Here is a 24,369-nt window from a genome sequence, read left to right on the forward strand (position 1 = left end):
CAGTGGCCTGCTTGTCCCTTCCGTCCGCGGCGAGATGCAGCGGACTTCAGGGGCAGGACACTAGTGGGACACGGCATTTTCAATGACGTGTCCCACTAGACCTGATTGCGCGTAAAGCGATCAGGCTAGAGAGATAAGGCTTGAAGCTGCGGACGATGCTCAGTGCGTGAGGTTAAGCACCAGAACAAGGCAAAGGGTAAATACGGCAACATACCCAACACCTACCGCAAGGCAAGTCCAACCCCCAAGGGGGTCTCGATCATGCCGCGAATGTCCTGCCATAACCATGGCACATATTCCTTAAATTTCCTCTGGCCCGTGGGCGTTTTTCCGCCTGTTGCCGCACCCATCATACGCCGGGTGCCCAGAAAAAATAAAGAATATTCATCGCTATATGCCTGCGAAGGCAGCTGACTTGCCAGCAGCATCGCTGCTGGCGATCAGGCCCGCTCTCCAATCGCGATCGTTTGAGGTTCGCTCAACCGAGCGAGCCGGAAGCATGAATCGCCCTCAGAAAATGGCCAGAGCCTGATCGCACTTAAACCAATCAGGCTCTGGTTTAATCCGGGGTGTCGCTCTCGCCATCACCTGTATCGGCGACGAGCAGGGCCTCCGAAATCACCACCGCCTGCTCGCGGATTTTCTTCTCGATAGCATCCGCCATCTTCGGGTTCTCGCGCAAGAATTGCTTGGCGTTCTCGCGTCCCTGGCCGATTCGCGTGCTGTCGTAACTGAACCAGGCGCCGGATTTCTCCACCACCCCGGCTTTCACGCCCAGGTCCACCAGCTCGCCCATTTTGCTGATGCCCTCGCCGAACATGATGTCGAATTCCACCTGCCGGAATGGCGGCGCCAGCTTGTTTTTCACAACCTTCACGCGCGTGTGGTTGCCGGTCACTTCCTCGCGGTCCTTGATAGAGCCAGTGCGCCGGATCTCCATGCGGATTGAGGCATAGAACTTCAGCGCATTGCCGCCCGTCGTCGTTTCCGGGTTGCCGAACATCACGCCGATTTTCAGGCGGATCTGGTTGAGGAAGATCAGCATGGTGTTGCTGCGCGAGACCGAACCGGTGATCTTGCGCAGCGCCTGGCTCATCAGGCGTGCGTGCAGGCCGACGTGGCTGTCGCCCATCTCCCCCTCAAGCTCGGCGCGCGGCACCAGTGCTGCCACCGAGTCGATCACCAGAACATCGATGGAACCCGAGCGCACCAGCGTATCGGCGATCTCCAGCCCCTGCTCACCGGTATCGGGCTGGGAGATCAGCAGATTGTCGACATCAACCCCCAGCTTGCGCGCATAGGTGGGGTCCAGTGCGTGTTCCGCGTCGATAAAGGCGCAGGTGCCGCCGCGCTTCTGCGCCTCGGCGATGGCATGCAGCGCCAGCGTGGTCTTGCCGGAGCTTTCCGGCCCGTAAATCTCGATCACGCGACCGCGCGGCAGCCCGCCGATTCCCAGCGCCAGATCGAGCCCGAGCGAGCCGGAGGGGATGACATCAATCGCCTCGCCAGTGCCCTTGGCCCCCATGCGCATGATGGAGCCCTTGCCGAAGGCCCGCTCGATCTGCGCCATGGCGGCGTCCAACGCCTTGTTTTTTTCCATGTCCGGCTTCCTGGTCATTGCTGCTTCCCCAGCGTCCGACACCGAATCGACTGCCGTCAAACGGCGTTTTGGTCCTGACGCGGGTGCAACCATAGCGTGTTTTCCTTGGAATGCCAAAATGAAGATCTGAAACGCAGGTTGCCAGGGGTAGAACAAAATAGCAACATTAAAATTAACTTTTCGTTCTCTTTGTGTTCCGCCGACCAGAAGCTCTCTATTCGGTTTATTCGAACCGGCGGATCAAAGTTTTCCTCTCTACAGGCTGCCGCCGCGCCGGCCGATCGCCGCCCCCAGCCGCAGGCGCAGCGAGTTCAGCTTGATGAAACCGGCGGCGTCCTGCTGATTATAGGCGCCGGCATCGTCCTCGAATGTCACCATCCGCGTTGAATAGAGCGAATACGGGCTTTCGCGCCCGATGACGATCACATTGCCCTTGTAGAGCTTTAGCCGCACCGTGCCGGTGACCGAGGCTTGCGACGTGTCGATCAGCGCCTGCAGCATCCGCCGTTCGGGCGAGAACCAGAAGCCGTTATAGATCAGCTCCGCATAGCGGGGCATGATGCTGTCCTTCAAATGCCCGGCCTCGCGGTCGAGCGTGATGGACTCGATGGCCCGGTGCGCCTGCAACAAGATCGTCCCGCCCGGCGTCTCATACACCCCGCGCGACTTCATGCCGACGAAGCGGTTCTCCACCAGGTCCAGCCGGCCGATGCCATTGGCCTTGCCGTAGGCGTTCAGGCGCGTGAGGATGGTGGCCGGCGAGAGTTGCTCGCCGTTTAGTTCCACAGCGTCGCCATTGGCGAAGCCGATGGAGATTTCGGTGGTCTGGTCGGGCGCATCCATCGGGCTGATGGTGCGCTGATACACAACCTCCTCCGGTTCCACGGCGGGATCTTCGAGGATCTTCCCCTCCGAGGATGAGTGCAGCAAATTGGCATCCACCGAGAACGGCGCTTCGCCGCGCTTGTCCTTGGTGATGGGGATCTGGTTGGCCTCGGCGTATTCGATCAGCCGGGTGCGCGAGGTGAGGTCCCATTCCCGCCAGGGGGCGATCACGCGGATATTAGGGTTCAGCGCGTAATAGCCAAGCTCGAAGCGCACCTGGTCGTTGCCTTTGCCGGTCGCGCCATGCGCCACCGCATCCGCGCCGACCATCTCGGCGATTTCGATCTGCCGTTGCGCGATGAGCGGGCGGGCAATGGAGGTGCCGAGCAGATACTGGCCCTCATACACCGCATTGGCGCGGAACATCGGGAAGACGAAATCCTTCACGAAGGTTTCGCGCAGATCCTCGATGAATATCTGCTTGATGCCAAACATCTCGGCCTTGGCGCGGGCCGGCTCCAGCTCCTCGCCCTGGCCGAGATCGGCGGTAAAGGTCACCACCTCGCACTCATAGGTGTTTTGCAACCAGCGCAGAATGACCGAGGTATCCAGCCCGCCGGAGTAGGCGAGCACAACTTTTTTGACTTTATGTTCCATGAGGACGCCTTGTATTAACTTGGGGCTCGTCTGCCAAGCAGGGCCGCGATGAACATCCTCACCCCTGTGAGTTGCTGCTCCAGATAAGTGCCGGTGGCCAGTTTCTCGGGCGCTCTGGCGTCGCCGGTGGGCATCCACACCGGCGAGAAATCAGCGGTGCGGAAAATAATGTCCCAAAGTGTGAACACCCCGCCATAGTTGAACGAGGAGCGCCCGGCCGCGCGCAGGGCGTGGTGCAGCCGGTGGAAGCGCGGCGAGACCAGAACATATTCCAGCGGCCCGAACGAGACCTTGATATTGGCGTGCGAAAAACTCTCAATAAACCGCAACAGCAGGATCAGCAGCGGGAACTGCAGCGGCGGAATGCCGATCGCCAGCCCGATGGCGAAGAACCAGAAGAAGGAGATCATATCATCGAGCACATGGTTGCGGTCATCCGACCAGAAGCTCATTTGCCGCTGCGCATGGTGCAGCGCATGCAGCGCATACCAGGCGCGGAAGCTGTGCGAGAGCCGGTGGCGCCAATAGTCGGCCAGATCCAGGATCAGTGCGTAGCACAAAAAGGCGGCCAGCGGATGGCCAAACAGCACGGGGAACATCGTCTCGAGCGTTGGCGGAATATACCCCGCACTCACCAGCATGCCCGAAAACCATGTCTGCACCTGATAGAACATCAGAAAGCTGACGACAGGGATCACGCCCACCCGCGAGACGAAGGTGTAGAACACGTCCACCGCCACGGCCTTTTTGTTGTCCCAGTGTTCAATGGGGAACAGATGCTCCAGCGGCCAGCAGATCGCGTAGGTCACGATCACCGCGAACATGCCGTAGACGCACACCAGCGCCCAGTCGAAGGAGAGATCCCCCCATTCCATCCAGCCGAAACGATAGAGAACGGGCAGGATCGCATACTGGTCGATGCCGCCCGCGATGATGCTGAAAAACCGGTCGATACCCATGATATGGCCTTAACTCACAGGGCTTACTGATAGCCGGTTCCGCTCCGGTTTGCGAGGTGCTTCCCCAGTGCGGCGGGCATGTCAGCCCACGCGCATGCCGGTCAGCACGGTTGCCAGCACGCTGACCAGCACCAGCAGCACGATGATGGAGACCACCCAGCGCAGGGCCAGATAATTACCCGCGACCACCCCGCGCCCCCGGCCCATCGTCTCCACCACGATGGTGGTAAAAAAGCCCGCCAGCAGCAGGAACAGCGCCAGCGCCGGCGCCTGGAAATGCAGCATGACCGAGAGCGCCAGCCAGCCGATGACCGCGGGGACGATGCCGAAGATGAGCAGCTGCCGCTCCGAGCCCAGCGCCGCCGGGGTGAGTGGCGCGCCGTTTACCGGATGCGCGCTATCGCGCAGGGCAAAGCCCCAATGCACCGCCCCGGTGAAGGAGAGGATGACCGCTCCATAGCTTATCAGCACCTCGATCGCGGTTTTAGACCCCAGCGGGTCCAGCAGCACCACGGCGCCGAGCGCCAAAAACGGAACGGCCCCCGCCAGGGTGATGAGGACGGCCACGCTAAATGGTTGTTTGAACATGTTGGCTCCTTATTCCGGCTTGTCGATGACGTAACCCAGCCGATCAATGACCGGGCGAAGGCTCTCCAGCACCGGCTCCAGATGCGCCAGATACGGCCGGTAGCGGTAGCGTGACCTGTCATAGAGTTTCTCCGTCACCTGCGCGTAGCTCGCGGTGCGGGCGTAGCGGGTGTTCTGCTCGAAGCTCAGGCAGCGCGGGTCGAAATCCACGCCGATGAACGCCAGCATCTTCCGCACATTCGCCTCCTGGTCCACCACCATGTCCTCATAGCGCACAGGCAGGTAGCGCATGTTCACATTCTGGCGGTAGTGCGCGATCAGCTCGGCGACCAGGTTGTAGTGCTGCGCGATGCTCTCCATTGCCGCCGCGCAGAAAAACCCGTGCGTAAGGTGGTTGGAGTAGACTGATAGCAGCACGTCCAGCGGGTGGCGGATCACATGGATGATCGGCGATTGCGGAAACAGCAGCGCGATGAGGCCGAGATGCGTCTCATTCAGCGGCATCTTGTCGGTGAAAAAATCCGCGCCCTCCTTGAAGATACCGCTCTTGGCGGCGCGGTTCAGGTAATAGTCGCGCAGCTCGTTCAGGCCCTCGCGCTGGTCGCCCATCCAAAGCTCGGCCAGTGCGTCCGGGTAGTTTAGCGGGCTGGCCAGCAGCCGCGGCATGATCTGCGTGATGTCGTTGATATAGGGCAACTCATCGCCGGCCGAGATGCGCGGATGCACGGTCAGCGTCTGCTCGATCAGCGTGGTGCCCGAGCGCGGAAAGCCGACGATGAACACCGGCTGCGGGAAATCGCGGCGAAGCTCGGCCACCGGCAGGGTTTTCAAGCGCCGGGCGCTGAAAAACCCCTTTAACCGGCCGGCGAGCTCATTGGCCGCTTCCGCCATATAGGGCCGGGCGCCATGCGCCATTGCGCGCTTCTTGGCGGAGTCAAACGCGGCGAAAGCTTCGTCATATCGGCCAAGCTGGTCCAGCAGGCGGCCCTTCTCCGAGAGCTCAGCCGGGCCAAGCCGCAGTTTCGGCGCGGCTTCGGTGCCCTCCTCTGGCTCGTGCAAAATCGCCAGCGCGGCCTCGGTCTTCTTTTGGCGGGCGAGCACGGTGGCGCGGGTAAGCTGCACGCTGGGATTGCCGGGCAGCAGGCGCTCGGCCTCGTCGAGCAATTCCAGCGCCGCATCAAACTTTCGGTCGGCCTCCTCCATCTTGGCGAAGCCCAGCACGGTTTGCAGCACATCGGGCTTCAGCTCCATCGAGCGCCGGTACAGCGCCCGCGCCTCGTCGATTCGCCCCTGGTTCTTCAAATTCCAGGCGAGGTTGGCAAGCGTGATCGGCTCCTCCGTCTCGGCCAGCTCCAGCACCCGGCGGTAATGGTATTCGCCGATCAGCGGCCGGTTGGCCTCGGTTAGCACCAGCCCCATGAGATTATGCGCCTGCGCGTTCTGCGGGGCGATGCGGATGGCGTTGCGGGCGTGGATTTCAGCTTCCGCCAGCGCGCCCTTGCCCAGCAGCATCAGGGTCAGTTCGTTGGTCGCGCCGAAATTGTTCGGGTTGATGGCGACCACGCGGCGGATCAGCGCCTCGGCCGCCTCCATGCGGTTTTGCTGGCGCGAGAGCCGGTAGAGAAACAGCAGCGCGTCCTCGCGCCCCGGGGCGAGTTCCAGCATGTGCCGTACGTTGAGTTCGGCGGTGGTGATGTCCCCGGCCTTCAGCGCCGCGTCCGCCTGGGCGAGCATCGGTACGAGCGCATTGGCAGCCTCGGGCGGGCTTAGCGTTGAGAGATCAAGTCCGCAGCAGCGGAACCGCCGCAGGCCGGAGCCGCAAGGGCAGGGGGTGAAATCAACCATAAAAGGAGTGTAACGAGGAGGCGGCGAGGCGACTAGAGCGCCAACAAAAACGGCGCACAGGCACTGTACGCGAGTCTGCCAACCGCCCGCAGGCCGAGCGGATCGCGGTTGAAGTCCCGGTGATCATTCCACGCGCGGCATGGGAAGCTGTCCAGGAGCAGCCGGCTGAGCGCGCCTCGCGCAAGACCGCCGCCATCACCGGCCATAAGAGCCTCGCGATGGTCAGCCGCTACACCGAACGTAACCGTTGCGGGCTGCTTTCTTTTACCCATAACTTTTGGTAAAAACTGGCTATTGCGCGGCTCGAATCCCCTGTGATTCTGTCACTGGCTCCGATTCGGGAGCGGTGTGGGATGGACGGGAGTGGCGCGAGTTGGTTTGATGGCGAGTTCGCAGGGTGCGATTTTGGCGACGAGAGGTTGAGGAAGCGTCTTTGCATGCTGACGCAGCAAATCGAAGGGTCGATGGGCGACAGCATACCGCTTGCCGGTCGTGGTCGAGTAGCTAGGCCATTTGGCTTCCCTCCGACACCGAAAGTCCGGCGGCCGGTCTCGCCCTTCGGATAAAACGGCTCAACCAGGCCGAAGAGCGCTGCCCACGGGACCACTGCATCCATCTCAGCCAAAAATGCCGCGCGCTTCGTCGTCTTCGCGTACCGATCAAATCCAGCCGTCGAAAATGTCGTTTGCTTCAAAGCCGCCCCCATCACTGCGGGTGCATTTTACAAAAATCAAATTGATAAGGGAATCAGAAACTTATGCAGAGGTTCCCTAACCGGAAATCTCAAGTGCCGCCCCGACTTCATTGAGCAGGGTCGAGATGTGTTCGGGGGGAGGCGTGTCCGTGTAGAGCGCGGAGATCTGGGCAAAGGTACCTACTTTTACGAGCGCGGGGCGGCCAAATTTGGAGTGGTCTGCCAGCAGGAAGACGCGCCGTGAATTGCGCAGGATGGCCTGGGTACACAGAACTTCATCGAGGTCGAAATCGAAAAGTCCCCCGTCCTTGTCAATGCCAGAAATGCCGATAATGCCTATATCCGCGCGGAACTGTTCAAACATTTGCACGGCCGGCAGCCCGGTCACGGCACCGTCGCGGTTACGGAGCTTGCCGCCCGCCATCACGATCGAGCAATGCGGATTTTCACTCATGATTTTCGCCACGTTGAGATTGTTGGTAATGACCCGCAGGTTTTGATGCAAAAGCAATGCACGGGCCGCCTGTTCGGTGGTTGTGCCGATATTGATGAAGAGTGAAGCGTTGGCCGGGACATCCTGGGCCACTTTCGCGGCGATCCGTTGCTTTGCATTGAGGTTGACCACCTGACGACGCTCATATTCGATATTCTCAATCGAAGACGCCAGCCCCGCCCCGCCGCGGTAACGCGACAACCTACCTTCGGAAGCGAGCACGTTCACATCCCGCCGGATGGTTTGCACCGTTACCCCAAAATGCTGCGCCAGTGCCTCAATGGTCAGGAAGCCGCGCTTGGCCACCAGTTCCACGATGCCGCCATGCCGCTCTTCATTGCTTTGTTTCTCAGACAACATGCTGCCTCCATCTGTTTTCTCCACTTTAGACACGCTTGCCCCGCGCCGCCAACGCACAAACGTGCTGCGGTGCAGCATGTTTTCACATTGCGTTGCAATGCGAACCTAAAAATTTGTGTGTGCGCGAAGTAGATCAAAAAATAGTTATTATTTTTCGGTTGCGAAAATTTTAAGGCTCGTTTATCGGTGTTAGCGAGCCGCAAAGCTATAAAGCAGGCAAGGGAAGCACCAACGTGAGCCACTCGACCCCCTCCCCATCCATCTGCGACCTGTTGATCGTCGGTGGCGGTATAAATGGCGCAGCCATCGCCCGCGACGCGGCAGGGCGCGGGCTTTCCGTGACGCTGATCGAACAGCACGACCTGGCGCAGCACACCTCGTCGGCGAGCACGAAACTCATCCACGGTGGGCTGCGTTATCTTGAATATTATGAGTTCCGGTTGGTTCGCGAAGCGTTGATCGAACGCGAGACATTGCTCGCAATCGCGCCGCACATCATCTGGCCGCTTGAATTCGTCCTGCCCCATGCTCGCCACCTGCGCCCGGCCTGGATGATCCGCATGGGCTTGTTTCTTTATGATCATCTCGCCCGCCGCAAGAGTCTGCCGGCCTCGCGGGGAATTTCCTTTGCCACGCATCCGGCGGGTGCCGTCCTGCGTCCCGAATTCCGGCGCGGCTTCACCTATGCCGATTGCTGGGTTGAGGATTCGCGCCTCGTCGTACTCAACGCCCTGGATGCCGCAGAACGCGGTGCCGTCATCCACACACGCTGTGCCCTGCAGGCCGCCCGGCCCGAAGGCGGGCTGTGGCATGCCCAAACCGAGGCTGGCCCCATTACCGCCCGCGCCTTGGTGAATGCGACCGGCCCCTGGGTGAGCGAGGTTCTGGGCGCTCGGCTCGGGCGCAACGCCTCGGCCCATGCCCGGCTCATCAAGGGCAGCCATATCGTCACGCGCAGGCTCTATAAGGGTGAAAATGCCTTCATCCTGCAAAATCCCGACGGGCGGATTGTCTTTGTGATCCCCTATGAGCGGGATTTTTCACTCATAGGCACCACGGATGTGCCGTTCTCGGGAGATCCGGCGGGCGTGGCCATCAGCGCCGAAGAAACCGGCTATTTGTGCGAGAGCGTCAACCGCTATTTCCGCGCCAGCATCTCGCCGGACGATGTCGTCTGGTCCTATGCCGGGGTGCGTCCGCTGTTTGATGACCAGGCCGCGGATGCCAAAGCCGTGACACGCGATTATGTGCTCGATCTAACGCATGACGGGGCCACGCCGCCGCTGCTTTCCGTGTTCGGAGGCAAGATCACGACTTCACGTAAGCTGGCCGAGCATGCGCTGGAAAAGCTCTTGCCCGTGCTGGGCCGCCCCGTCTGCGCCTCTTGGACCGGAGGAGCCCCGTTGCCGGGCGGAGATTTTACCGATTTCTCCGGATATTTCGCGGAATTCCAGAAACGCTTTCCAACTCTTGAACCGCGTCTCGCACGGCGTCTCGTGCGGGCGTATGGCACGCGCGCCGAGCGCTTTGCCGGTGCCGGCATGGGGCGCGATCTGGGCGGTGGCATCACTGAAGCGGAAGCCACCTATCTTGCCAACCATGAATGGGGACGTACCGCGGAGGATATCCTCTGGCGGCGTTCACGCATGGGGCTCCACGTGCCAGCAGGAACCGCCGAACGGCTGACGGCGTTCTTGAAGGAAATACCAGCCACCATTTGAGACTTAACCAAAAAACAACGAGGAAACGAAACAATGACCAAGTATGTCGGTGCCATCGACCAGGGCACCACGAGTTCACGCTTTATCGTGTTCGACAAATCAGGTAACATCGTCTCTGTCGCCCAGAAGGAGCATCGGCAGATCTATCCCAAGCCGGGCTGGGTCGAACATGATCCGATGGAAATTCTAAACAACACCAACGAGGTCATCGGCGCGGCATTGGCCCGCGCCGGACTCACGGCTGCCGATCTGGCGGCAGTCGGGATCACCAACCAGCGGGAGACCACGCTGCTCTGGGACCGGGCGACCGGACAGCCCCTTCACAACGCCCTGGTATGGCAAGATACCCGCGTTGACCAATTGGTCGCCGAATATGCGCGTGAGGGGGGCCAGAACCGCTTCCGCGCCAAAACCGGCCTGCCGCTGGCCAGCTATTTCTCGGGTCTCAAATTACGCTGGCTACTCGACCAGGTGCCCGGGGCTCGCAGCAAAGCCGCCAATGGGGAGGCAATGTTTGGCACCATTGATAGCTGGCTCGCCTGGAACCTCACCGGCGGCCCCAGTGAGGGGGTGCATATTACCGATGTGACCAATGCCAGCCGCACGCAGCTCATGAATCTCGCGACTTGCGATTGGGATGATGACATGTTGCGTGATTTTGATATCCCCCGCGCCTGCCTGCCGAAAATTCTGCCGTCGTCGACAGTCTACGGTGAAATTCGAACCGCTACGTTGCGAGGGGCAAAACTGGCGGGGATTTTGGGAGATCAGCAAGCCGCGCTGGTTGGACAAACCTGCTTCGCGCCCGGAGAGGCCAAGAACACCTACGGTACCGGCTGTTTCATGCTGATGAATACAGGCACGGAGCCGGTGCAATCAAAAGCAGGGCTGCTCACCACGCTTGCCTATCAGTTCGAGGGTGAAAAACCCCGTTACGCGCTGGAAGGCGCCATCGCCATCACCGGCGCGCTGGTGCAATGGCTGCGCGACAATCTCAAGCTTTTCGACGTGGCCGCGCAGATTGAGCCTCTTGCTCGCAGCGTCGAGGATAATGGTGATGTCTATATCGTACCGGCCTTCTCGGGGCTGTACGCGCCTTACTGGAAAGAATCGGCGCGTGGGGTCATCGCCGGTCTTACCCGCTTCGCAACGCGCGCACACCTGGCGCGCGCCGCGCTCGAAGCCACAGCCTATCAGACGCGCGACGTGGTCGAAGCCATGGAGACCGACAGCGGCATCAAGCTGACAAGTCTGAAGACCGATGGCGGCATGGTCGCCAACGAACTGCTCATGCAATTCCAGGCGGATATCCTCGACGTGCCTGTCATCCGTCCAAGCGTTACCGAGACGACAGCTCTCGGCGCCGCCTATGCCGCCGGCCTTGCCACGGGCTATTGGCAGAATACCGAAGATCTGCGTGCCAACTGGCATGCCGACAAAAGCTGGCAGCCCAAGCTCGATGAGTCGCGCCGGGCACATTACTACAAATCCTGGGGCAAAGCCGTCCAGCGCGCCTTTGATTGGGTGGACTAAACCCAAAGCGCCGCCGGCGGCGCTGACGCCGGCATTTTTCGACGTCCAAATACAAAACAAATCAATTTAAAGGACACGCATTATGGGTTCAATTTTTTGGGGCGAGTTGCTCGGCACCGCCACCCTGATTTTGCTGGGAAATGGAGTTGTCGCCTGTGTACTTCTAACAAATTCAAAAGGCCACAATTCAGGCTGGATCGTGATTACTGCCGGCTGGGCTTTCGCGGTGATGTGCGGGGTGTTCGTAGCCGCCGCCACCGGTAGCCCGGCGGCCTATCTCAACCCTGCCGTCGCAGTTGGTTTGATGGTTGACCATGGTGGATGGAGTAAGTTGCCGATCGTCTTGGCGGGAGATTTTGCGGGCGCGTTCATCGGTGCCACGCTGGTGTGGTTGCATTTCCTGCCGCATTGGCGGGCAACTGAAGATCGCGGCTTGAAACTCGCCTGCTTCTGCACGGCTCCAGCCATCCGCAATACCGCTGCCAATCTTCTGAGCGAAGTCATAGGAACTTTTGTCCTGGTATTCGTTGTGGGAGCCATTTTTTCGAAAACAGCTTCCGCGAACGGTGTTGCCGGCGGCGTCGGGCCGTATCTGGTGGGATCGCTGGTCTGGGGCATTGGCCTCTCGCTGGGCGGCACCACAGGTTATGCCATCAACCCCGCCCGTGACCTGGGGCCGCGTATCGCGCACGCATTGTTGCCGATTGCGGGTAAAGGCTCGGCAGATTGGTCCTACGCGCCAATCCCTGTAGTAGGGCCGCTGGTCGGCGGCGCGCTTGCAGGTGTCGTGCTGGCGGCTTTTGGTATCTGATCGCTGCAAAAGCGGACGCATTGCCTCACCAAATGCGTCCCCTGCCGTTGCTTTGCTGGCTAATTTGAAGTCATCGCACTTTGGTCAGCGACTCGTGGACGAAGGGTCCGCCACCAGATCTTTCCGGTCGATCCGCCGCAGCGAGGTCGCCATGCGCATCTCATCGCGGCGAATATCCTCGATGGTCGAATATGTGAAATTAATATGCGCGGCGGCAGCTTTTTCGGCGGCTTTGGCGTCGCCGCTCAGTACAGCCTCGCCAATGGCGATATGCTGTTCAAGCAAAGTGTCGCGTACGCCGGGCCGGCGGTAAAGCTGTTCGCGATTGTAGAATACGCCCTTGCGCAGCAAGTCCCCCAGCACCCGCATAACATGCAGAAGCAGGACGTTGTGCGCGGCCTCATAAACCAGCCCGTGCAATTCAACATCGCAATTGGCTTCCAGGGTCGTATCGTCAATGCCATGGGCGGCGCGCATGCGCTCAAGACAGTCACGGATCGCCTTGCGGTCAGGTTCGGTGGCGCGCAAGGCCGCCAGGCCCGAGGCGTGCGATTCGACTGAGCGGCGAAATTCAAAATAATCAGCCGCCACGCGTTGGTCGTCGGCCAGGAGTTCGGCCAGCGGATCAACCAGCTCTTTCAGGAAACGCGAGACCATGGTGCCCGATTTCTGGGTAACGAGCAGCCCTTTATCCTCGAGCAGATTCAACGCCTGGCGCAGCGACGGCCGCGAAACGCCCAGTGTCTCGGCCAATTCGCGCTCCGGCAGAAGCTTCTCGCCGGGGCGGAGCACGCCTTCGAGGATCATGGTCTGGAGCCGCTCCGCAATGGCATTCGCCAAGGGAACCGGCCGGATTTGCTGTGACATGGCACCCTCCTTATCTAGCGGCTTCTTTAACATAAACCAGGGCGGAGAAAAGCAAACATTATAGGCCAAAATTTTATTGGTAAAATTATCTTGCCAAAACATAATTGGTAATGTTAGGTGTCCGTGAAGTTAAGGCAGTGAACCGCGCCAAAGTGCGCGGGCTTGGAGCAAAACGTGACACTCGAAATCCGTCCGGCTGAAAATTCTCTACCCCATGTCGCGCTGTTCGCGACCTGTCTGGTGAATGCCATGCGCCCAGCCGTCGGTTTTGCGGCGCTAGCGTTGCTGGAACAGGCGGGGTGCCGGGTGGATGTGCCGCAAGCTCAGACCTGTTGCGGTCAGCCCGCGCTCAATTCGGGCGATACCGAAGGAACGCGCCAGATCGCCCGGCGCAATATCGAAATGCTGGAGCCTTTCGACCATGTCGTGGTGCCTTCGGGCTCTTGCGCGGCGACGATCAGGCTGCATTACCCTGAATTGCTGGCGCAAGACCCGGCCTGGGCCGCGCGTGCGCGCAACCTCGCCGCGCGCACGCATGAGCTGCTGAGTTATCTGGCTGACATCCGCGGATGGTTGCCTGAAGGTATCAGCCTGGAGGCGAGCGCCACTTATCATGATAGTTGCAGCGGGCTGCGCGAACTTGGCGTGAAGGCGCAGCCGCGCAAATTGTTGGCGGCGGTGAAGGACCTCACATTGCGCAAGCTGGAGGGCGAAGAAACCTGTTGCGGTTTTGGTGGAACATTTTGCGTGAAATATCCGGCGATTTCGAATGCCATCGTCGATGAGAAGGCGGTGGCGGTTGAGGCAAGTGGCGCGGCGTTGCTGCTGGGAGGGGACTTGGGGTGCCTGCTGAATATGGCGGGCAAGCTGCACCGGCGTGGCGCGGATGTGCGGGCGTTCCATGCCGCGGAAATTCTTGCCGGCATGGGCGATGCCCCGGCCATTGGTGAAATACCATGAGCCACACGCCAGATTTTAATACCCGCGTGGCTGCGGCGTTGGCCAATCCAACGCTCAAAGTTGCCATTGAGCGTACAACTGGCACGGCCCGCACAAAACGTGCCGCTGCCATGGCCGCCTGGCCTGAATTTCCCGCGGCGCGCGCGCTGGGGCGCGACATCAAAGACCATGTGATCGAGAATCTCGCGCATTATCTGGTAGAGTTCGAGAAAAATGCGGTTGCCGCCGGAACCAAGGTGCATTGGGCGCGCAGCGGCGAGGAGGCATGCCAGATTGTGGTGGATATTTGCCGCAAGGCCAAGGCAAAATCCGTGACGCGGGCAAAGTCCATGCTGGGCGAGGAGATAGGGCTGCCCCATGCGCTGGAAGCCGCCGGGCTGGAGCGTGTGGAAACTGATCTGGCTGAGCATATTATCCAGCTCGCGGGTGATCCGCCCTCGCATATCGTATGGCCGGCACTGCATAAAACCCGTGAGCAGGTAGCCGAACTGTTCCGCGCCCACCACCGGGACCCCGGCGCCATGGCCACAGTAGAGGCGATGGTTGCAAGTGCGCGGCGGCAGTTGCGAGAGAAATTCATGGCCGCGGATGTAGGTATTTCAGGCGCGAATTTTCTAATTGCCGATACCGGCGCTGTCTGCACCGTCACCAATGAAGGCAATGCGGAACTCACAACAACCCCGCCGCGGATTCATATTGTGACTGCCGGGATTGAAAAACTGGTGCCCAGCACGGCCCATGCGATGGCGATGTTGCGGTTGCTCGTGCGTTCCGCCACCGGCGCGGAATTGACGCAATACACGACGTTTCACAACGGACCGAAGCGGGCGGAAGACCGCGACGGGCCCGATGAGTTTCATGTCGTATTGGTTGACGCGGGGCGCACGCGGATGTTGAACGAGGGGCTGGCTGAGATGTTGCGTTGCATTCGTTGCGGCGCCTGCCTTAATCATTGCGTGGTGTACCGCCAGATTGGCGGGCATGCGTATGGGGCCACCTATCCGGGGCCGATGGGTTCGGTGCTGACGCCGGTGCTCGATGGTCTAGAACAGGCGCAAGACCTGCCTCGCGCCTGCACGTTGAACGGGCAATGCCAGGAGGTATGTCCGGTGGCGATTCCGTTGCCAACCTTGCTGCGCGGCTGGCGGGAAAAATCCTGGCAACGCGGCTTCGAGCCGGCAACGGTACGCTGGGCGCTCGTACTCTGGCGATTTATGGCAATGCGGCCCCGGCTCTATGAATTCGCCGGGAATCTTGGGCTGCGGATCATGCCGCTATTTTCCCGCGGCGGCTGGATTTCCCGGATGCCGATGGCAGGCGGATGGACCGCGCACCGGGATATGCCAAGCCCCTCGGGCGGAACCTTTCTGGCTCAGTATCGCAGGAGATTCAAAAAATGAATGACGCCAGGACCGAGATTTTAAAAGCGATCGGCAAGGTGCCTGGAAACCCCGCCACCATCGCGGCACAGGCGCAACGCCTGCGGGCGGGCGCGTGCAGGCCGGACCGCGTGAACGGCCCCGCGGATGAAGTGTTTATCGAACGGTTGCGCTCCCCCGGCGTTGCTGCAACGGCTGAGCGGGTTGCAACGATGCAGGATTTTCCAGATGCCGTGCGGCGCTATTTGGCCGCGCATCAGCTTGCCCCTGCTCTGGCCCTGCAGCCGCACCCGGATTTGCAGGCGCTTGATTGGAGCGGAATTGCGACGCATGAGCATATTGCGACGGATGAGCCGGCCGCAGTTGGCCTCGCGCTGGGTGGTATTGCTGAAACAGGATCGCTGGTATTTCATTCCAGTTCGGTTTCACCAACGCTTTTTTGCTTTCTGCCGCTGCATCATATCGTCGCGGTCCGCGCCAGCCAGATATGGCCCTGGCTTGAGGATTATGCCGATGCCTTTGCGGGTTGCGCGCAGCCGCGCAACGTCAACCTCATCACCGGAGCCAGTGGAACAACTGATATTGAAGGCACGCTGGTACGCGGTGCGCATGGGCCGGGCTGGCTGCATGCCGTGCTCATAGGTAATGCGTAATAACGCCCGGAAAAAATCGTTCAAAACAGAAAAGGATAGGAAATGTTTGCGCAATTGTTAACCCCCGTGGGGGGCAGTCTTGGACTGTCCTTTCTGGTGGCGGTACTGCCTGTCGCAACAGTGCTGGTACTACTTGGCATTTTACGCCGCCCGGCCTGGCAGGCTTCGCTCGCGGGGCTGATCGCCGCTCTTGTCATTGCGATCTTAGTTTGGAAAATGCCGGCAGGTCTTGCTCTGGACGCCGTGGCTGACGGCGCCACCTTTGCTCTCTCGCCGGTGATGTGGATCGTGGTCAATGCGCTGCTGCTCTATAATGTCGCGGTAAAATCGGGGCGTTTCGAGGCGTTCAGAAAATGGGTGATCACGCATTTGCCCAATGACCGCCGCGTTGTCCTGGTGGTGATCGGCTTTTGTTTCGGCGCATTGCTGGAAGGTATTGCAGGCTTTGGCACGCCGGTTGCCATCACCAGTTCGTTGCTGATCCTGGTTGGCTTCGCGCCGCTGGAGGCGCTGGTGTTTGGGTTGATCTTCAATACCGCCCCGGTGGCCTTCGGCGCGCTTGGCGTTCCGGTGACCGTGCTGGGCGCGGTAACGAGCCTTCCCGCGACCGCGCTGGCCCAGATGATTGGGCGGCAACTTCCCATCATCGCGCTCATCCTTCCCTTCTATGTCATGGCCATTTACGGCGGCTTTCGCTCGATCAAGTCACTCTGGCCATTGTTGCTGGTAGCGGGTGGAAGTTTTGCAATTTCGCAGTTCTTGGCCTCAAATTATATCGACTATGCGCTGACAGATGTGCTCTCTTCGCTGGGGTCGCTGATCTTCACGCTGTTGTTTCTCCAAGTATGGCGCCCGGAGCCCGACGCGCAATTCGCGATCACGGAAACCACGTTGGCGGCCGAACGTGCCGGCGGCGGCCATGTGGCGCCCTGGCAAGGGTGGCTTCCCTGGGTTGTTGTTACCATAACCGTCATAGCCTGGACGGCCTATAAAGTGGCGCTGGTAGGCCAGCGCGTGATTGCCTGGCCTGGCCTCGACAAGGCGATTTCGATAACGCTGTATCAGGGCAAGCCTTACGCAGCGCTCTGGGTCTTTCAGCCATTGGGCACAGGCACTGCGATCCTTCTTTCAGCAGTGGTCACGGCCTTGCTCGTTGGTCTCTCGCCGCTGGCGTTCCTGGGCTGCATACGCCAAACGGCCCGGCAGGTCTGGGTCGCAGTGGTTACCGTTATGCTCATCATCGGTCTTGCCTATTTGATGAACTATTCCGGTCTTGCCTACACGCTCGGTGCCGGCGTGGCATCAAGCGGGCGCTTGTTTGTGTTGCTCTCGCCCTTTCTTGGCTGGATCGCTGTCATGCTCTCAGGCAGCGATACCTCCGGCAATGCGTTGTTTGGTAACTTGCAGGTGGTTGCTGCTCAGCAGCTTCACCTCAACCCGGTTCTCTTTGCAGCCACCAACTCCTCAGGCGGCGTCATGGGGAAAATGATCTCGCCGCAGAATATCGCGACCGGCGTATCAGTCACCGGTATGGTTGGTCAGGAGGGTAAGGTTTTCGCACGCACCTTCATCCACAGCATCGTGTTGACGTTGCTGCTGGCCGGGCTGGTAATTGTTGAGCAATTCCTGGTCCCCTGGATTATCCCGGTTGTGAACACCCTGCACTAACGCCTTAACGCGCATGCCTCCTTGCCCGGGCAGGGAGGCATGATGCCAATCCATGAAGGATTAAGAAATTGTCTGGGAATAATGAAAAACTGATCCAGCAGCTTCAGAAAACCGTGGGACGAGGACATGTGCTGACCAGCGCGCAAAGCACAGAGCGCTATCGCACCGGCTTTCGCTGTGGCGGCGGGCCGGTACTGGCGGTAATCCGGCCTGGGAGCCTGGTCGAGCAATGGCGGGTGCTCAACCTCTGTATCGCAGCGGGCAAAATCGTCATCATGCAGGCAGCAAACACTGGGCTTACCGGTGGCTCGACGCCAGATGGCAGCGATTATGATCGCGAGATCGTCATCATCAGCACGATGCGCATGGCCAAGGTGCATCTCATTCATGAGGGGCGGCAGGTTATCTGCCTGCCGGGGGCAACACTTTTTCAGCTTGAGAAAATGCTGCGTCCGCTGGGGCGCGAACCTCATTCGGTAATCGGCTCCTCGTGCATCGGCGCTTCGGTTTTTGGCGGAATTTGCAATAATTCCGGCGGTGCGCTCATTCGCCGCGGCCCGGCGTTTACGCAGCTGGCCTTATTTGCGCAAGTAAATGCACAGGGGCATGTCCAGCTTGTTAACCATCTCGGCGTGCGGCTTGGAAGCGATCCAGAAACGATTCTGGAAAGGCTGGAAGCGGGGAATTTTGAGGCGGCGGATATCGAACAGGAGTCCGCACTTGCCGCTTCCGACCATGGCTATGCGCAATATGTGCGCGATATAGACGCTGCCACGCCCGCACGCTTCAACGCGGACCCGCAACGGTTGTTCGAGGCCTCCGGCAGCGCCGGCAAGATCATGCTCTTTGCCGTGCGGATCGATACGTTTGAGATGGAGGCGCAGAGCGCGGTTTTCTACATTGGCACGAACAAGGCCGCCGAGCTGACCGCGCTGCGGCGGCATATGCTGGCAGAGTTCAGCAGCCTTCCCATCGCCGCGGAATATATGCATCGCGATGCCTTCGATATTGCAGCCGGATACGGCAAGGATATGTTTCTCGCGATTCAGTACCTGGGAACAGACCGGCTGCCGGGGTTATTTGCGATGAAGGCGCGGTTTGATGCGCTCACCGCGCGGTTGAAATTCCCGCCCAAAGACTTAAGCGACAGGCTGATGCAGTTTGCCGGGAAATTGTTTCCCGCGCATCTTCCGTCAAGGTTAAGGGCCTATCGCGATCAGTTTGAACATCATTTGATGCTGAAGGTATCGGGTGATGGAATTGCGCAGGCGCGCGACTATCTGTCCCGGATTTTCCCCTCGGCGGCCGGAGCATTTTTTGAATGCACGCCCGAGGAAGGAAAAAAAGCGTTTCTGCATAGGTTTGCTGCCGCCGGCGCGGCGATCCGCTATCGCGTGGTGCATCGCCGGGATGTTGAGGATATCGCCGCCCTGGACATTGCCCTGGCGCGTAACGAGCGGGACTGGTTTGAGACGCTGCCCGCTGCGCTTGAAGAAAAAATTTTGCACAAGCTCTATTATGGCCATTTTTTCTGTCATGTTTTTCATCAGGACTATATCGTGCGCAAGGGCGTGGACATGTTGGCGCTCGAACATGAGATGCTGAAAATTCTTGATGGACGCGGGGCGCAATATCCGGCGGAGCATAATGTCGGGCATTTATATGAGGCAAAGCCGGCGCTCGTGAAACACTATAAGGCGCTTGACCCATGCAATTGCTTTAACCCGGGGATCGGCCATACCTCCAAGCGCGTATGCTGGGGATGATCGCAACCATATAAGCCCGTGCGGCGTGCCCGCGGCTGCATGGCAGGCAGCCGATGGTTGCCGCAGCGCCGCACCCCAGTTGGCGCCGGCGCGAACGTTGTTGCATACCGTTTCAGCGGAAACCGGGCCGCTGGAGCCCGTGGCGGCAACCTGTAGGTGCGGCGCGGGTGTTGGCTTGCCGGGCGCGGCAAGCGCCGTCGGTTTGCAACGCCGGGATGATCTGCTAAAGTTTTTGTGATATTGGAAAGGTTGCTTGTGGACATAGCTATGGAAGAACGCGTTGCCGCCCCTGCGTCTCAGAAATATTCGACGCAGCAGATGGCCAGCAGGGCGCTGACCGTATGAATATGGGCGCTGCAACCCAGACGTTTGACGAAGCCGAGCTTGCCAGCCTGATCGTTGAGACGCTGAACCTTGATGTCGTGAGCGGGCAGATCGACCCTGAAGCTCCGCTCTATGGCGAGGGGCTGGGGCTTGATTCGATCGATATGCTGGAGATCGCCCTTGTTGTGTCGCAGCGCTTTGGCGTGAAGCTGCGGGCGGACGATGAAAACAATATGCAGATTTTTCAGTCCCTGCGCAGCCTCAGCAAGTTCATCCAGGATCGTCGAGGCTCGTAAATGCGGGCCGTGCCAGCTGCCCGGTCGCCGTTGCTGGCGTTTCTGGCCATCGCCGTTGTTCCAATTTTGTTCCATCTGACAATTATTGAAACGTCATCCATCCCGCTGATGCCCAGGGCGAGCTTCGCATCGCTGTTCAAGATCGGTTTTGTGATGGCGGCGGCGGTAATGCACTGGGGGCTCTATGCAAGTCTTCTCGCAACATTCGGCCTTACCCTGCGCCGGGGGCATGAGCCGCTTATAACCGGCATGGCGCGCCGTCTGCATGGTGAGGCGGATGACGAACTGGCCGCTTACACGCGCAATGTCACCATTGCCTGGTCGGTCTTCTTCGCGACGCAGTTGATGCTCTCGGTTACCCTGTTTTGCTTCGCGCCGTTGGTGGTCTGGTCATTTTTTGTGAACATCCTCGATATTCCGCTGGTCGTGACGATGTTCGCCGCGGAATACGCCGTCCGGCTGCGCTGCTTGCGCCATCCGCCCAGGCATTCCTTGGCCATGATCTTCAACATGGTTTCCGACTCCATGCGCGCAGCGCGCACGCGGCCGGCCGGGCCGAAAGCCTGATGAACAGCCTGTCTGTTCCGGCGGTGGAGGATGGTTTGCTCATCATGCGCCATGAGCCGGCGGGTATTGCCGCCCGGCGCGGCGGGCAGGTATTGGATGCGGCGCAGTTTTTGCGCGATGTTGCCGCTCTTGCTGCGCGGCTGCCGGAGCGGCGCTATATCGTCAATTTGTGTGCGGACCGCTACCGCTTCATGGCCGGCTTCGCCGCGGCGCTCTGCCGGGGGCAGGTAAGCCTGATGCCCTCGGCGAATGTGCCGGAGGTGCTGCGCGCGCTGGCCGCTGATTACCCGGCGCTGTACGCGCTGACGGATGGGGCAGTCGCGCCGCTGCCCGGTTTCGTCTATCCGGAGGATCTCGGCGGCGCGGCGGGGTCTGCCGTTTGCGCTGCGATACCAGCAGGCCAACCGGCGGTTATCCAGTTCACCTCCGGCTCAACCGGTCAGCCCAAACGGGTGCCGAAATCCTGGCGGGCACTCGTCCACAGTGCCCGCGGTGCCGGGGCGCGGCTGAACGCTGGCGCCCTGCGCGGCGCCACCCTCGTCGGCACTGTGCCGCATCAACACAGCTACGGGCTGGAATCCATCATCCTGCTGGCGCTCCAGCATGGCTTCGCGGTGGAGGCCAGCACCCCGCTCTATCCGGCTGACATCCGGGCCACTCTGGAGCGAACCCCGCGCCCGCGCATATTGGTGACGACGCCGGTGCATCTGCGCGCCCTGGTGGCCGCACCCGAGGGCATGCCGCCGGTGGATCTCATTCTTTCGGCGACAGCGCCACTGCCCGGTGCGCTTGCTGCCGCCGCCGAGGACTGTTTCGGCGCGCCGCTCATCGAGATCTATGGCTGTACCGAGGCGGGGCAGGTGGCGTCGCGGCGGCCCGTGCAGGAGATGGATTGGCATTGCTTCGAGGGGGTCAGGCTCGACCAGGACGATGCCGGCAGTTGGGCGAGCGGCCCGGCCGTGGAGGGAACCGCGCCCTTGCAGGACGCGATCGAGCTGTGCGGGCCGGGGCATTTCCGGCTGGGCGCGCGCGCCGCCGAGCTTGTGAATATTGCTGGCAAGCGAACCTCGCTCGCCTACCTTAACCAGCAGCTTCTCTCCATTGCGGGTGTGCAGGATGGTGTGTTCGTGATGGACGACGCCCGGCCCGGTCCGGTGCCGCGCCTGGCAGCGCTGGCGGTGGCGCCTGGGGTGACGCCGGAGACCATTTTGCGTACCCTGCGCGGCCGGATCGACCCCGCATTTCTTCCGCGTCCGCTGGTGCTGGTGGAGGCCTTGCCGCGTAATGCCCTTGGTAAACTGCCGCGCGCGGAACTGCTGCGCCTGCTTGGCCGGGCACCATGACCGGCTGGCAGACGCGGGAACTTTGCATCCCCGCCGGCCACCCGAGTGCTGCGGGGCATTTTCCGGGCAACCCGATTGTCCCTGGCGCGCTGCTGCTGGATGCGGTGGTGGCCGCCATCGCGGGGGAGGGAGGCGTTGTCATCCGCGCCGCGAAATTTCTGCGCCCCGTCCGCCATGGGGCGCGCGTTGAACTGTGCTGGCGGCCCGCGGGTGAAACTCTGTTCCGCTTCGAGTGCAGGCTGGCGGAGGGGGTGGCTCTGGCGGGGACCCTTGAATGTGCCGGAGGGGTTTGGTGAGCGGCGCGGCCCGAGCCCGCGAATGGGTGAACAGGCGCGAGCGCGGCTCGTCATGGGTCATCAAATTCTGCGTCTGGATCGCGTTGCGCCTCGGGCGCCGCGCCGCTCGGTTCTTTCTCTACCCGGTTTGCCTCTATTTCTTTTTGTCCTCACCGGCGGCCAGCAAGGCCTCGCGCGGTTATCTTGCCCGCGTACTGGGCCGCGCCCCGCGCCGTGGGGATGTCTTCCGCCATTTTCTCACTTTTGCCTCCTGCGTCCTGGACCGCGTGTTTCTTCTCAACGAGCAGGGCGGCTGGTTTGAGATCCGCGTGCATGGCGAGGAGATTGTGCGCGCCATCGAGCAGGAGGGGCGCGGCTGCATGCTGTTCGGCGCGCATTTCGGCAGTTTCGAGGTGGCCCGCGCGGTGGGCCGGCGCCGGCAGGACCGGCCGATCAGCCTGCTGATGTATGAGGAGAACGCCCGGAAAATACGTGCCGCGCTGGCGGCCATCAACCCGCGTCTCGCGGCGGAGGTGATAGGGCTTGGGCGGCTGGACTCGCTGATCACGGTGGCGGACCGGCTTCAGCGCGGGCACTTCATAGGTGTGCTGGCGGACCGCAACGTCGATGGCCGCGACCTCGTCCGCTACCCGTTTCTGGGCCAGGAAGCCGCCTTTCCACAAGGACCGTTCCGCGTCGCGATGCTGTTGCAACGGCCGGTGGTGATGATGGTCGGGGTTTATCGCGGTGGGCGGACTTATGATGTTTATTTCGAGACACTGGCGGAAGCGCTTACCGCGAGGCCGGCGGACCCCCAGGCTTGGCTCGACGGCATTATGCGCCGTTATGTCGCGCGGCTTGAGGAATACTGCCGTGACGCGCCGTTTAACTGGTTCAACTTCTATGATTTCTGGAGCTGATATGCGCCGCCCCCAGTTGCTCGGCGCGGTTCTGCTCGGCGTTGGCCTGCTCACCGCTCCGGCGGCAATGGCGCAAACGCCCACCCCCTCCTGGGGGTTGAGCACGCTGATGCGCGCGATGGCGCAGGTGCGGGCTGCCTCGGCGAGCTTCACCGAGCGCGAGACCTCGCCGTTGCTGAACGCGCCGCTGCTGGCCCAGGGCACGTTGATTTACATGGCGCCCGATTACATGCGCAAGACCACGCTCACGCCGGTGCCGGAGAGCTTTACGCTCGCGGGGAACCGCATCACGATGACCGGCGGCCCTGCTGGCGGGATGCATGTGTTCGCACTTGCCGAGGCGCCGCAGATCGGCGGACTCGTTGAAGGGATCCGCGCCACACTGGCAGGGGATTCCTCCACCCTCACCAAGCTTTATACCGTGCGCCTCAGCGGCAGCGCGGCGGGCTGGCGGCTGGCGCTGCGCCCCAGGGATGCTAAGCTGGCGCGCCTGGTGCAGTTGATTGAAATTCGCGGCAGCCAGAACCGCATCGAGACCATTGATACGCACAGCCCTGATGGCAGCACTTCCAGCATGACCATCAACGAGGCCGCGACCGATGCGCCCTGACCGGGTGGCGCTCGGCTTATGGCTGGTTCTGCTCGCCGTATGCGGGGTTATTGACGCCCGTAGCACATACCGCACCCAGATGGGCGACTTCCTGCCGCATTCGGCCTCGCTGGCCCAACAGGTTCTGGCCGGGCAGGTGGATGGCGGCGCGGCGTCGCATATATTGCTGGTCTCCGTTGAAGGGGCGTCCGCCCCGGCCCTCGCAGCGCTCAGCGAGGATCTGGCGGTGGCGCTGCGCCGGGAGCCGGCGTTCATCGACGTGATGAACGGCGATGCGCAGTCATTGGCGCCGGTGCAGGAGTTCGTCTGGCGTAACCGCTATCTGCTCAGCGACGATGTAACCCCCGGCCGCTTCACCACCGCCTCGCTGCATGCGGCGCTTCTGGGCGATCTTGGCTTGCTGGGGACGGATCTGGGGCCTGCGCTGGGGCAGAGCCTGCCCGCCGACCCGACAGGCGAGGCGTTGAACCTGATGAACCAGCTCACCCCCCAAAACGGGCCCGCGCTCAATAATGGGGTCTGGACCTCACCGGATGGCCGGGCGGCGCTGTTGCTCATTCATACAAGCGCGCCGGGTTTTGATCTCGACGCGCAGCAGCGCGATCTGGCGCTGATCGGGGCCGCCTTCGCCGCGGCGCGTGCCGAAGTCCGGGGC

The 24,369-nt window shown here is 61.1% G+C and carries 25 protein-coding genes and 1 pseudogene; 17 read left to right on the forward strand and 9 right to left on the reverse strand.

Translation table 11 applies throughout. The annotated features are described in order from the left end of the window. Positions 1–221: 221 nt before the first annotated feature. From HKL97_RS00390 to HKL97_RS00415, 6 genes are all read right to left on the reverse strand, one after another. Positions 222–428, reverse strand: a complete 207-nt coding sequence (locus HKL97_RS00390) for a hypothetical protein (RefSeq protein WP_291421739.1) — start codon at positions 426–428, stop codon at positions 222–224. A 131-nt stretch (positions 429–559) separates the two neighbouring features. Further along, complete coding sequence (recA, locus tag HKL97_RS00395; protein ID WP_291421742.1) at positions 560–1,600, reverse strand: recombinase RecA; 1,041 nt, start codon at positions 1,598–1,600, stop codon at positions 560–562. A 255-nt stretch (positions 1,601–1,855) separates the two neighbouring features. Next, a complete protein-coding gene (locus tag HKL97_RS00400) occupies positions 1,856–3,082 on the reverse strand; it encodes an argininosuccinate synthase (RefSeq protein WP_291421744.1) in 1,227 nt (408 codons plus the stop codon). Positions 3,083–3,096: 14 nt separating this feature from the next. Next, positions 3,097–4,041 carry a sterol desaturase family protein gene (locus tag HKL97_RS00405; protein ID WP_291421747.1) on the reverse strand — a complete coding sequence of 315 codons (945 nt, stop codon included), beginning with the start codon at positions 4,039–4,041 and terminating at the stop codon, positions 3,097–3,099. An 81-nt stretch (positions 4,042–4,122) separates the two neighbouring features. Then, complete coding sequence (locus HKL97_RS00410; RefSeq protein ID WP_291421749.1) at positions 4,123–4,629, reverse strand: DUF3429 domain-containing protein; 507 nt, start codon at positions 4,627–4,629, stop codon at positions 4,123–4,125. A gap of 9 nt (positions 4,630–4,638) precedes the next feature. Beyond that, complete coding sequence (locus HKL97_RS00415; RefSeq protein WP_291421752.1) at positions 4,639–6,474, reverse strand: tetratricopeptide repeat-containing sulfotransferase family protein; 1,836 nt, start codon at positions 6,472–6,474, stop codon at positions 4,639–4,641. 119 nt (positions 6,475–6,593) lie between these two features. Here HKL97_RS00415 and HKL97_RS00420 point away from each other — a divergent pair, with 119 nt between their 5' ends. Then, positions 6,594–6,758, forward strand: coding sequence for a hypothetical protein (locus HKL97_RS00420; protein ID WP_291421787.1), 165 nt, complete (start codon positions 6,594–6,596; stop codon positions 6,756–6,758). A gap of 69 nt (positions 6,759–6,827) precedes the next feature. Next, entirely contained in the window at positions 6,828–7,040 is a 213-nt protein-coding gene (locus HKL97_RS13625; RefSeq protein WP_363238116.1) for a transposase DNA-binding-containing protein, read from the forward strand. On the opposite strand, the pseudogene HKL97_RS00425 reads toward HKL97_RS13625, so the two are convergent. Beyond that, positions 7,013–7,168: pseudogene (locus HKL97_RS00425) on the reverse strand (IS5/IS1182 family transposase); the annotation flags it as partial. The gene HKL97_RS13625 and the pseudogene HKL97_RS00425 sit on opposite strands and share 28 nt — an antisense overlap. A 76-nt stretch (positions 7,169–7,244) precedes the next feature. Further along, complete coding sequence (locus HKL97_RS00430) at positions 7,245–8,021, reverse strand: DeoR/GlpR family DNA-binding transcription regulator (protein WP_291421754.1); 777 nt, start codon at positions 8,019–8,021, stop codon at positions 7,245–7,247. A 233-nt stretch (positions 8,022–8,254) separates the two neighbouring features. Here HKL97_RS00430 and glpD point away from each other — a divergent pair, with 233 nt between their 5' ends. The 3 genes from glpD to HKL97_RS00445 all read left to right on the forward strand — a co-directional run bounded on the left by glpD (position 8,255) and on the right by HKL97_RS00445 (position 12,086). Further along, positions 8,255–9,742 carry a glycerol-3-phosphate dehydrogenase gene (gene glpD, locus HKL97_RS00435; protein ID WP_291421756.1) on the forward strand — a complete coding sequence of 496 codons (1,488 nt, stop codon included), beginning with the start codon at positions 8,255–8,257 and terminating at the stop codon, positions 9,740–9,742. Positions 9,743–9,775: 33 nt separating this feature from the next. Continuing rightward, complete coding sequence (gene glpK, locus HKL97_RS00440; RefSeq protein ID WP_291421758.1) at positions 9,776–11,275, forward strand: glycerol kinase GlpK; 1,500 nt, start codon at positions 9,776–9,778, stop codon at positions 11,273–11,275. Positions 11,276–11,357: 82 nt separating this feature from the next. Beyond that, positions 11,358–12,086: an MIP/aquaporin family protein gene (locus HKL97_RS00445; protein WP_291421760.1), complete on the forward strand. Its 729-nt coding sequence runs from the start codon at positions 11,358–11,360 to the stop codon at positions 12,084–12,086. Positions 12,087–12,170: 84 nt separating this feature from the next. Here the strand turns inward: HKL97_RS00445 and HKL97_RS00450 are convergent, their stop codons facing one another. Further along, on the reverse strand, positions 12,171–12,953 hold the full coding sequence (locus HKL97_RS00450) for an FCD domain-containing protein (protein ID WP_291421762.1): 783 nt from the start codon (positions 12,951–12,953) through the stop codon (positions 12,171–12,173). A gap of 174 nt (positions 12,954–13,127) precedes the next feature. On the opposite strand from HKL97_RS00450, the gene HKL97_RS00455 reads away from it, so the two are divergent. From HKL97_RS00455 to HKL97_RS00510, 12 genes are all read left to right on the forward strand, one after another. After that, complete coding sequence (locus tag HKL97_RS00455; protein ID WP_291421764.1) at positions 13,128–13,913, forward strand: (Fe-S)-binding protein; 786 nt, start codon at positions 13,128–13,130, stop codon at positions 13,911–13,913. After that, positions 13,910–15,313: a lactate utilization protein B gene (locus tag HKL97_RS00460; RefSeq protein ID WP_291421766.1), complete on the forward strand. Its 1,404-nt coding sequence runs from the start codon at positions 13,910–13,912 to the stop codon at positions 15,311–15,313. Before HKL97_RS00455 ends, HKL97_RS00460 begins: the two co-directional genes overlap by 4 nt. Then, positions 15,310–15,945 (forward strand): LUD domain-containing protein, encoded by a 636-nt coding sequence (locus tag HKL97_RS00465; RefSeq protein WP_291421768.1) that lies wholly within the window; start codon positions 15,310–15,312, stop codon positions 15,943–15,945. Before HKL97_RS00460 ends, HKL97_RS00465 begins: the two co-directional genes overlap by 4 nt. 42 nt (positions 15,946–15,987) lie before the next feature. Beyond that, a complete protein-coding gene (locus HKL97_RS00470) occupies positions 15,988–17,613 on the forward strand; it encodes an L-lactate permease (RefSeq protein ID WP_291421769.1) in 1,626 nt (541 codons plus the stop codon). Between the two features lie 59 nt (positions 17,614–17,672). After that, positions 17,673–19,379, forward strand: coding sequence for a D-lactate dehydrogenase (dld, locus tag HKL97_RS00475; RefSeq protein WP_291421785.1), 1,707 nt, complete (start codon positions 17,673–17,675; stop codon positions 19,377–19,379). Between the two features lie 341 nt (positions 19,380–19,720). Beyond that, positions 19,721–19,999 carry a phosphopantetheine-binding protein gene (locus HKL97_RS00480; RefSeq protein WP_291421771.1) on the forward strand — a complete coding sequence of 93 codons (279 nt, stop codon included), beginning with the start codon at positions 19,721–19,723 and terminating at the stop codon, positions 19,997–19,999. Beyond that, entirely contained in the window at positions 20,000–20,566 is a 567-nt protein-coding gene (locus HKL97_RS00485) for a hypothetical protein (RefSeq protein WP_291421773.1), read from the forward strand. Further along, positions 20,566–21,909: an AMP-binding protein gene (locus HKL97_RS00490; protein ID WP_291421775.1), complete on the forward strand. Its 1,344-nt coding sequence runs from the start codon at positions 20,566–20,568 to the stop codon at positions 21,907–21,909. Before HKL97_RS00485 ends, HKL97_RS00490 begins: the two co-directional genes overlap by 1 nt. Continuing rightward, on the forward strand, positions 21,906–22,205 hold the full coding sequence (locus HKL97_RS00495) for a hypothetical protein (RefSeq protein ID WP_291421777.1): 300 nt from the start codon (positions 21,906–21,908) through the stop codon (positions 22,203–22,205). The genes HKL97_RS00490 and HKL97_RS00495 overlap by 4 nt, the downstream gene beginning before the upstream one ends. Beyond that, entirely contained in the window at positions 22,202–23,104 is a 903-nt protein-coding gene (locus HKL97_RS00500; RefSeq protein WP_291421779.1) for a hypothetical protein, read from the forward strand. The genes HKL97_RS00495 and HKL97_RS00500 overlap by 4 nt, the downstream gene beginning before the upstream one ends. A gap of 1 nt (position 23,105) precedes the next feature. Continuing rightward, positions 23,106–23,714 carry a LolA-related protein gene (locus tag HKL97_RS00505; RefSeq protein ID WP_291421781.1) on the forward strand — a complete coding sequence of 203 codons (609 nt, stop codon included), beginning with the start codon at positions 23,106–23,108 and terminating at the stop codon, positions 23,712–23,714. After that, positions 23,704–24,369, forward strand: a 666-nt coding sequence (locus HKL97_RS00510) for a hypothetical protein (RefSeq protein ID WP_291421783.1), incomplete at its 3' end; no start/stop codon positions are given. The genes HKL97_RS00505 and HKL97_RS00510, both read left to right, overlap by 11 nt.

It is taken from the genome of Acidocella sp. (assembly GCF_013044125.1).
GTDB lineage: Bacteria > Pseudomonadota > Alphaproteobacteria > Acetobacterales > Acetobacteraceae > Acidocella.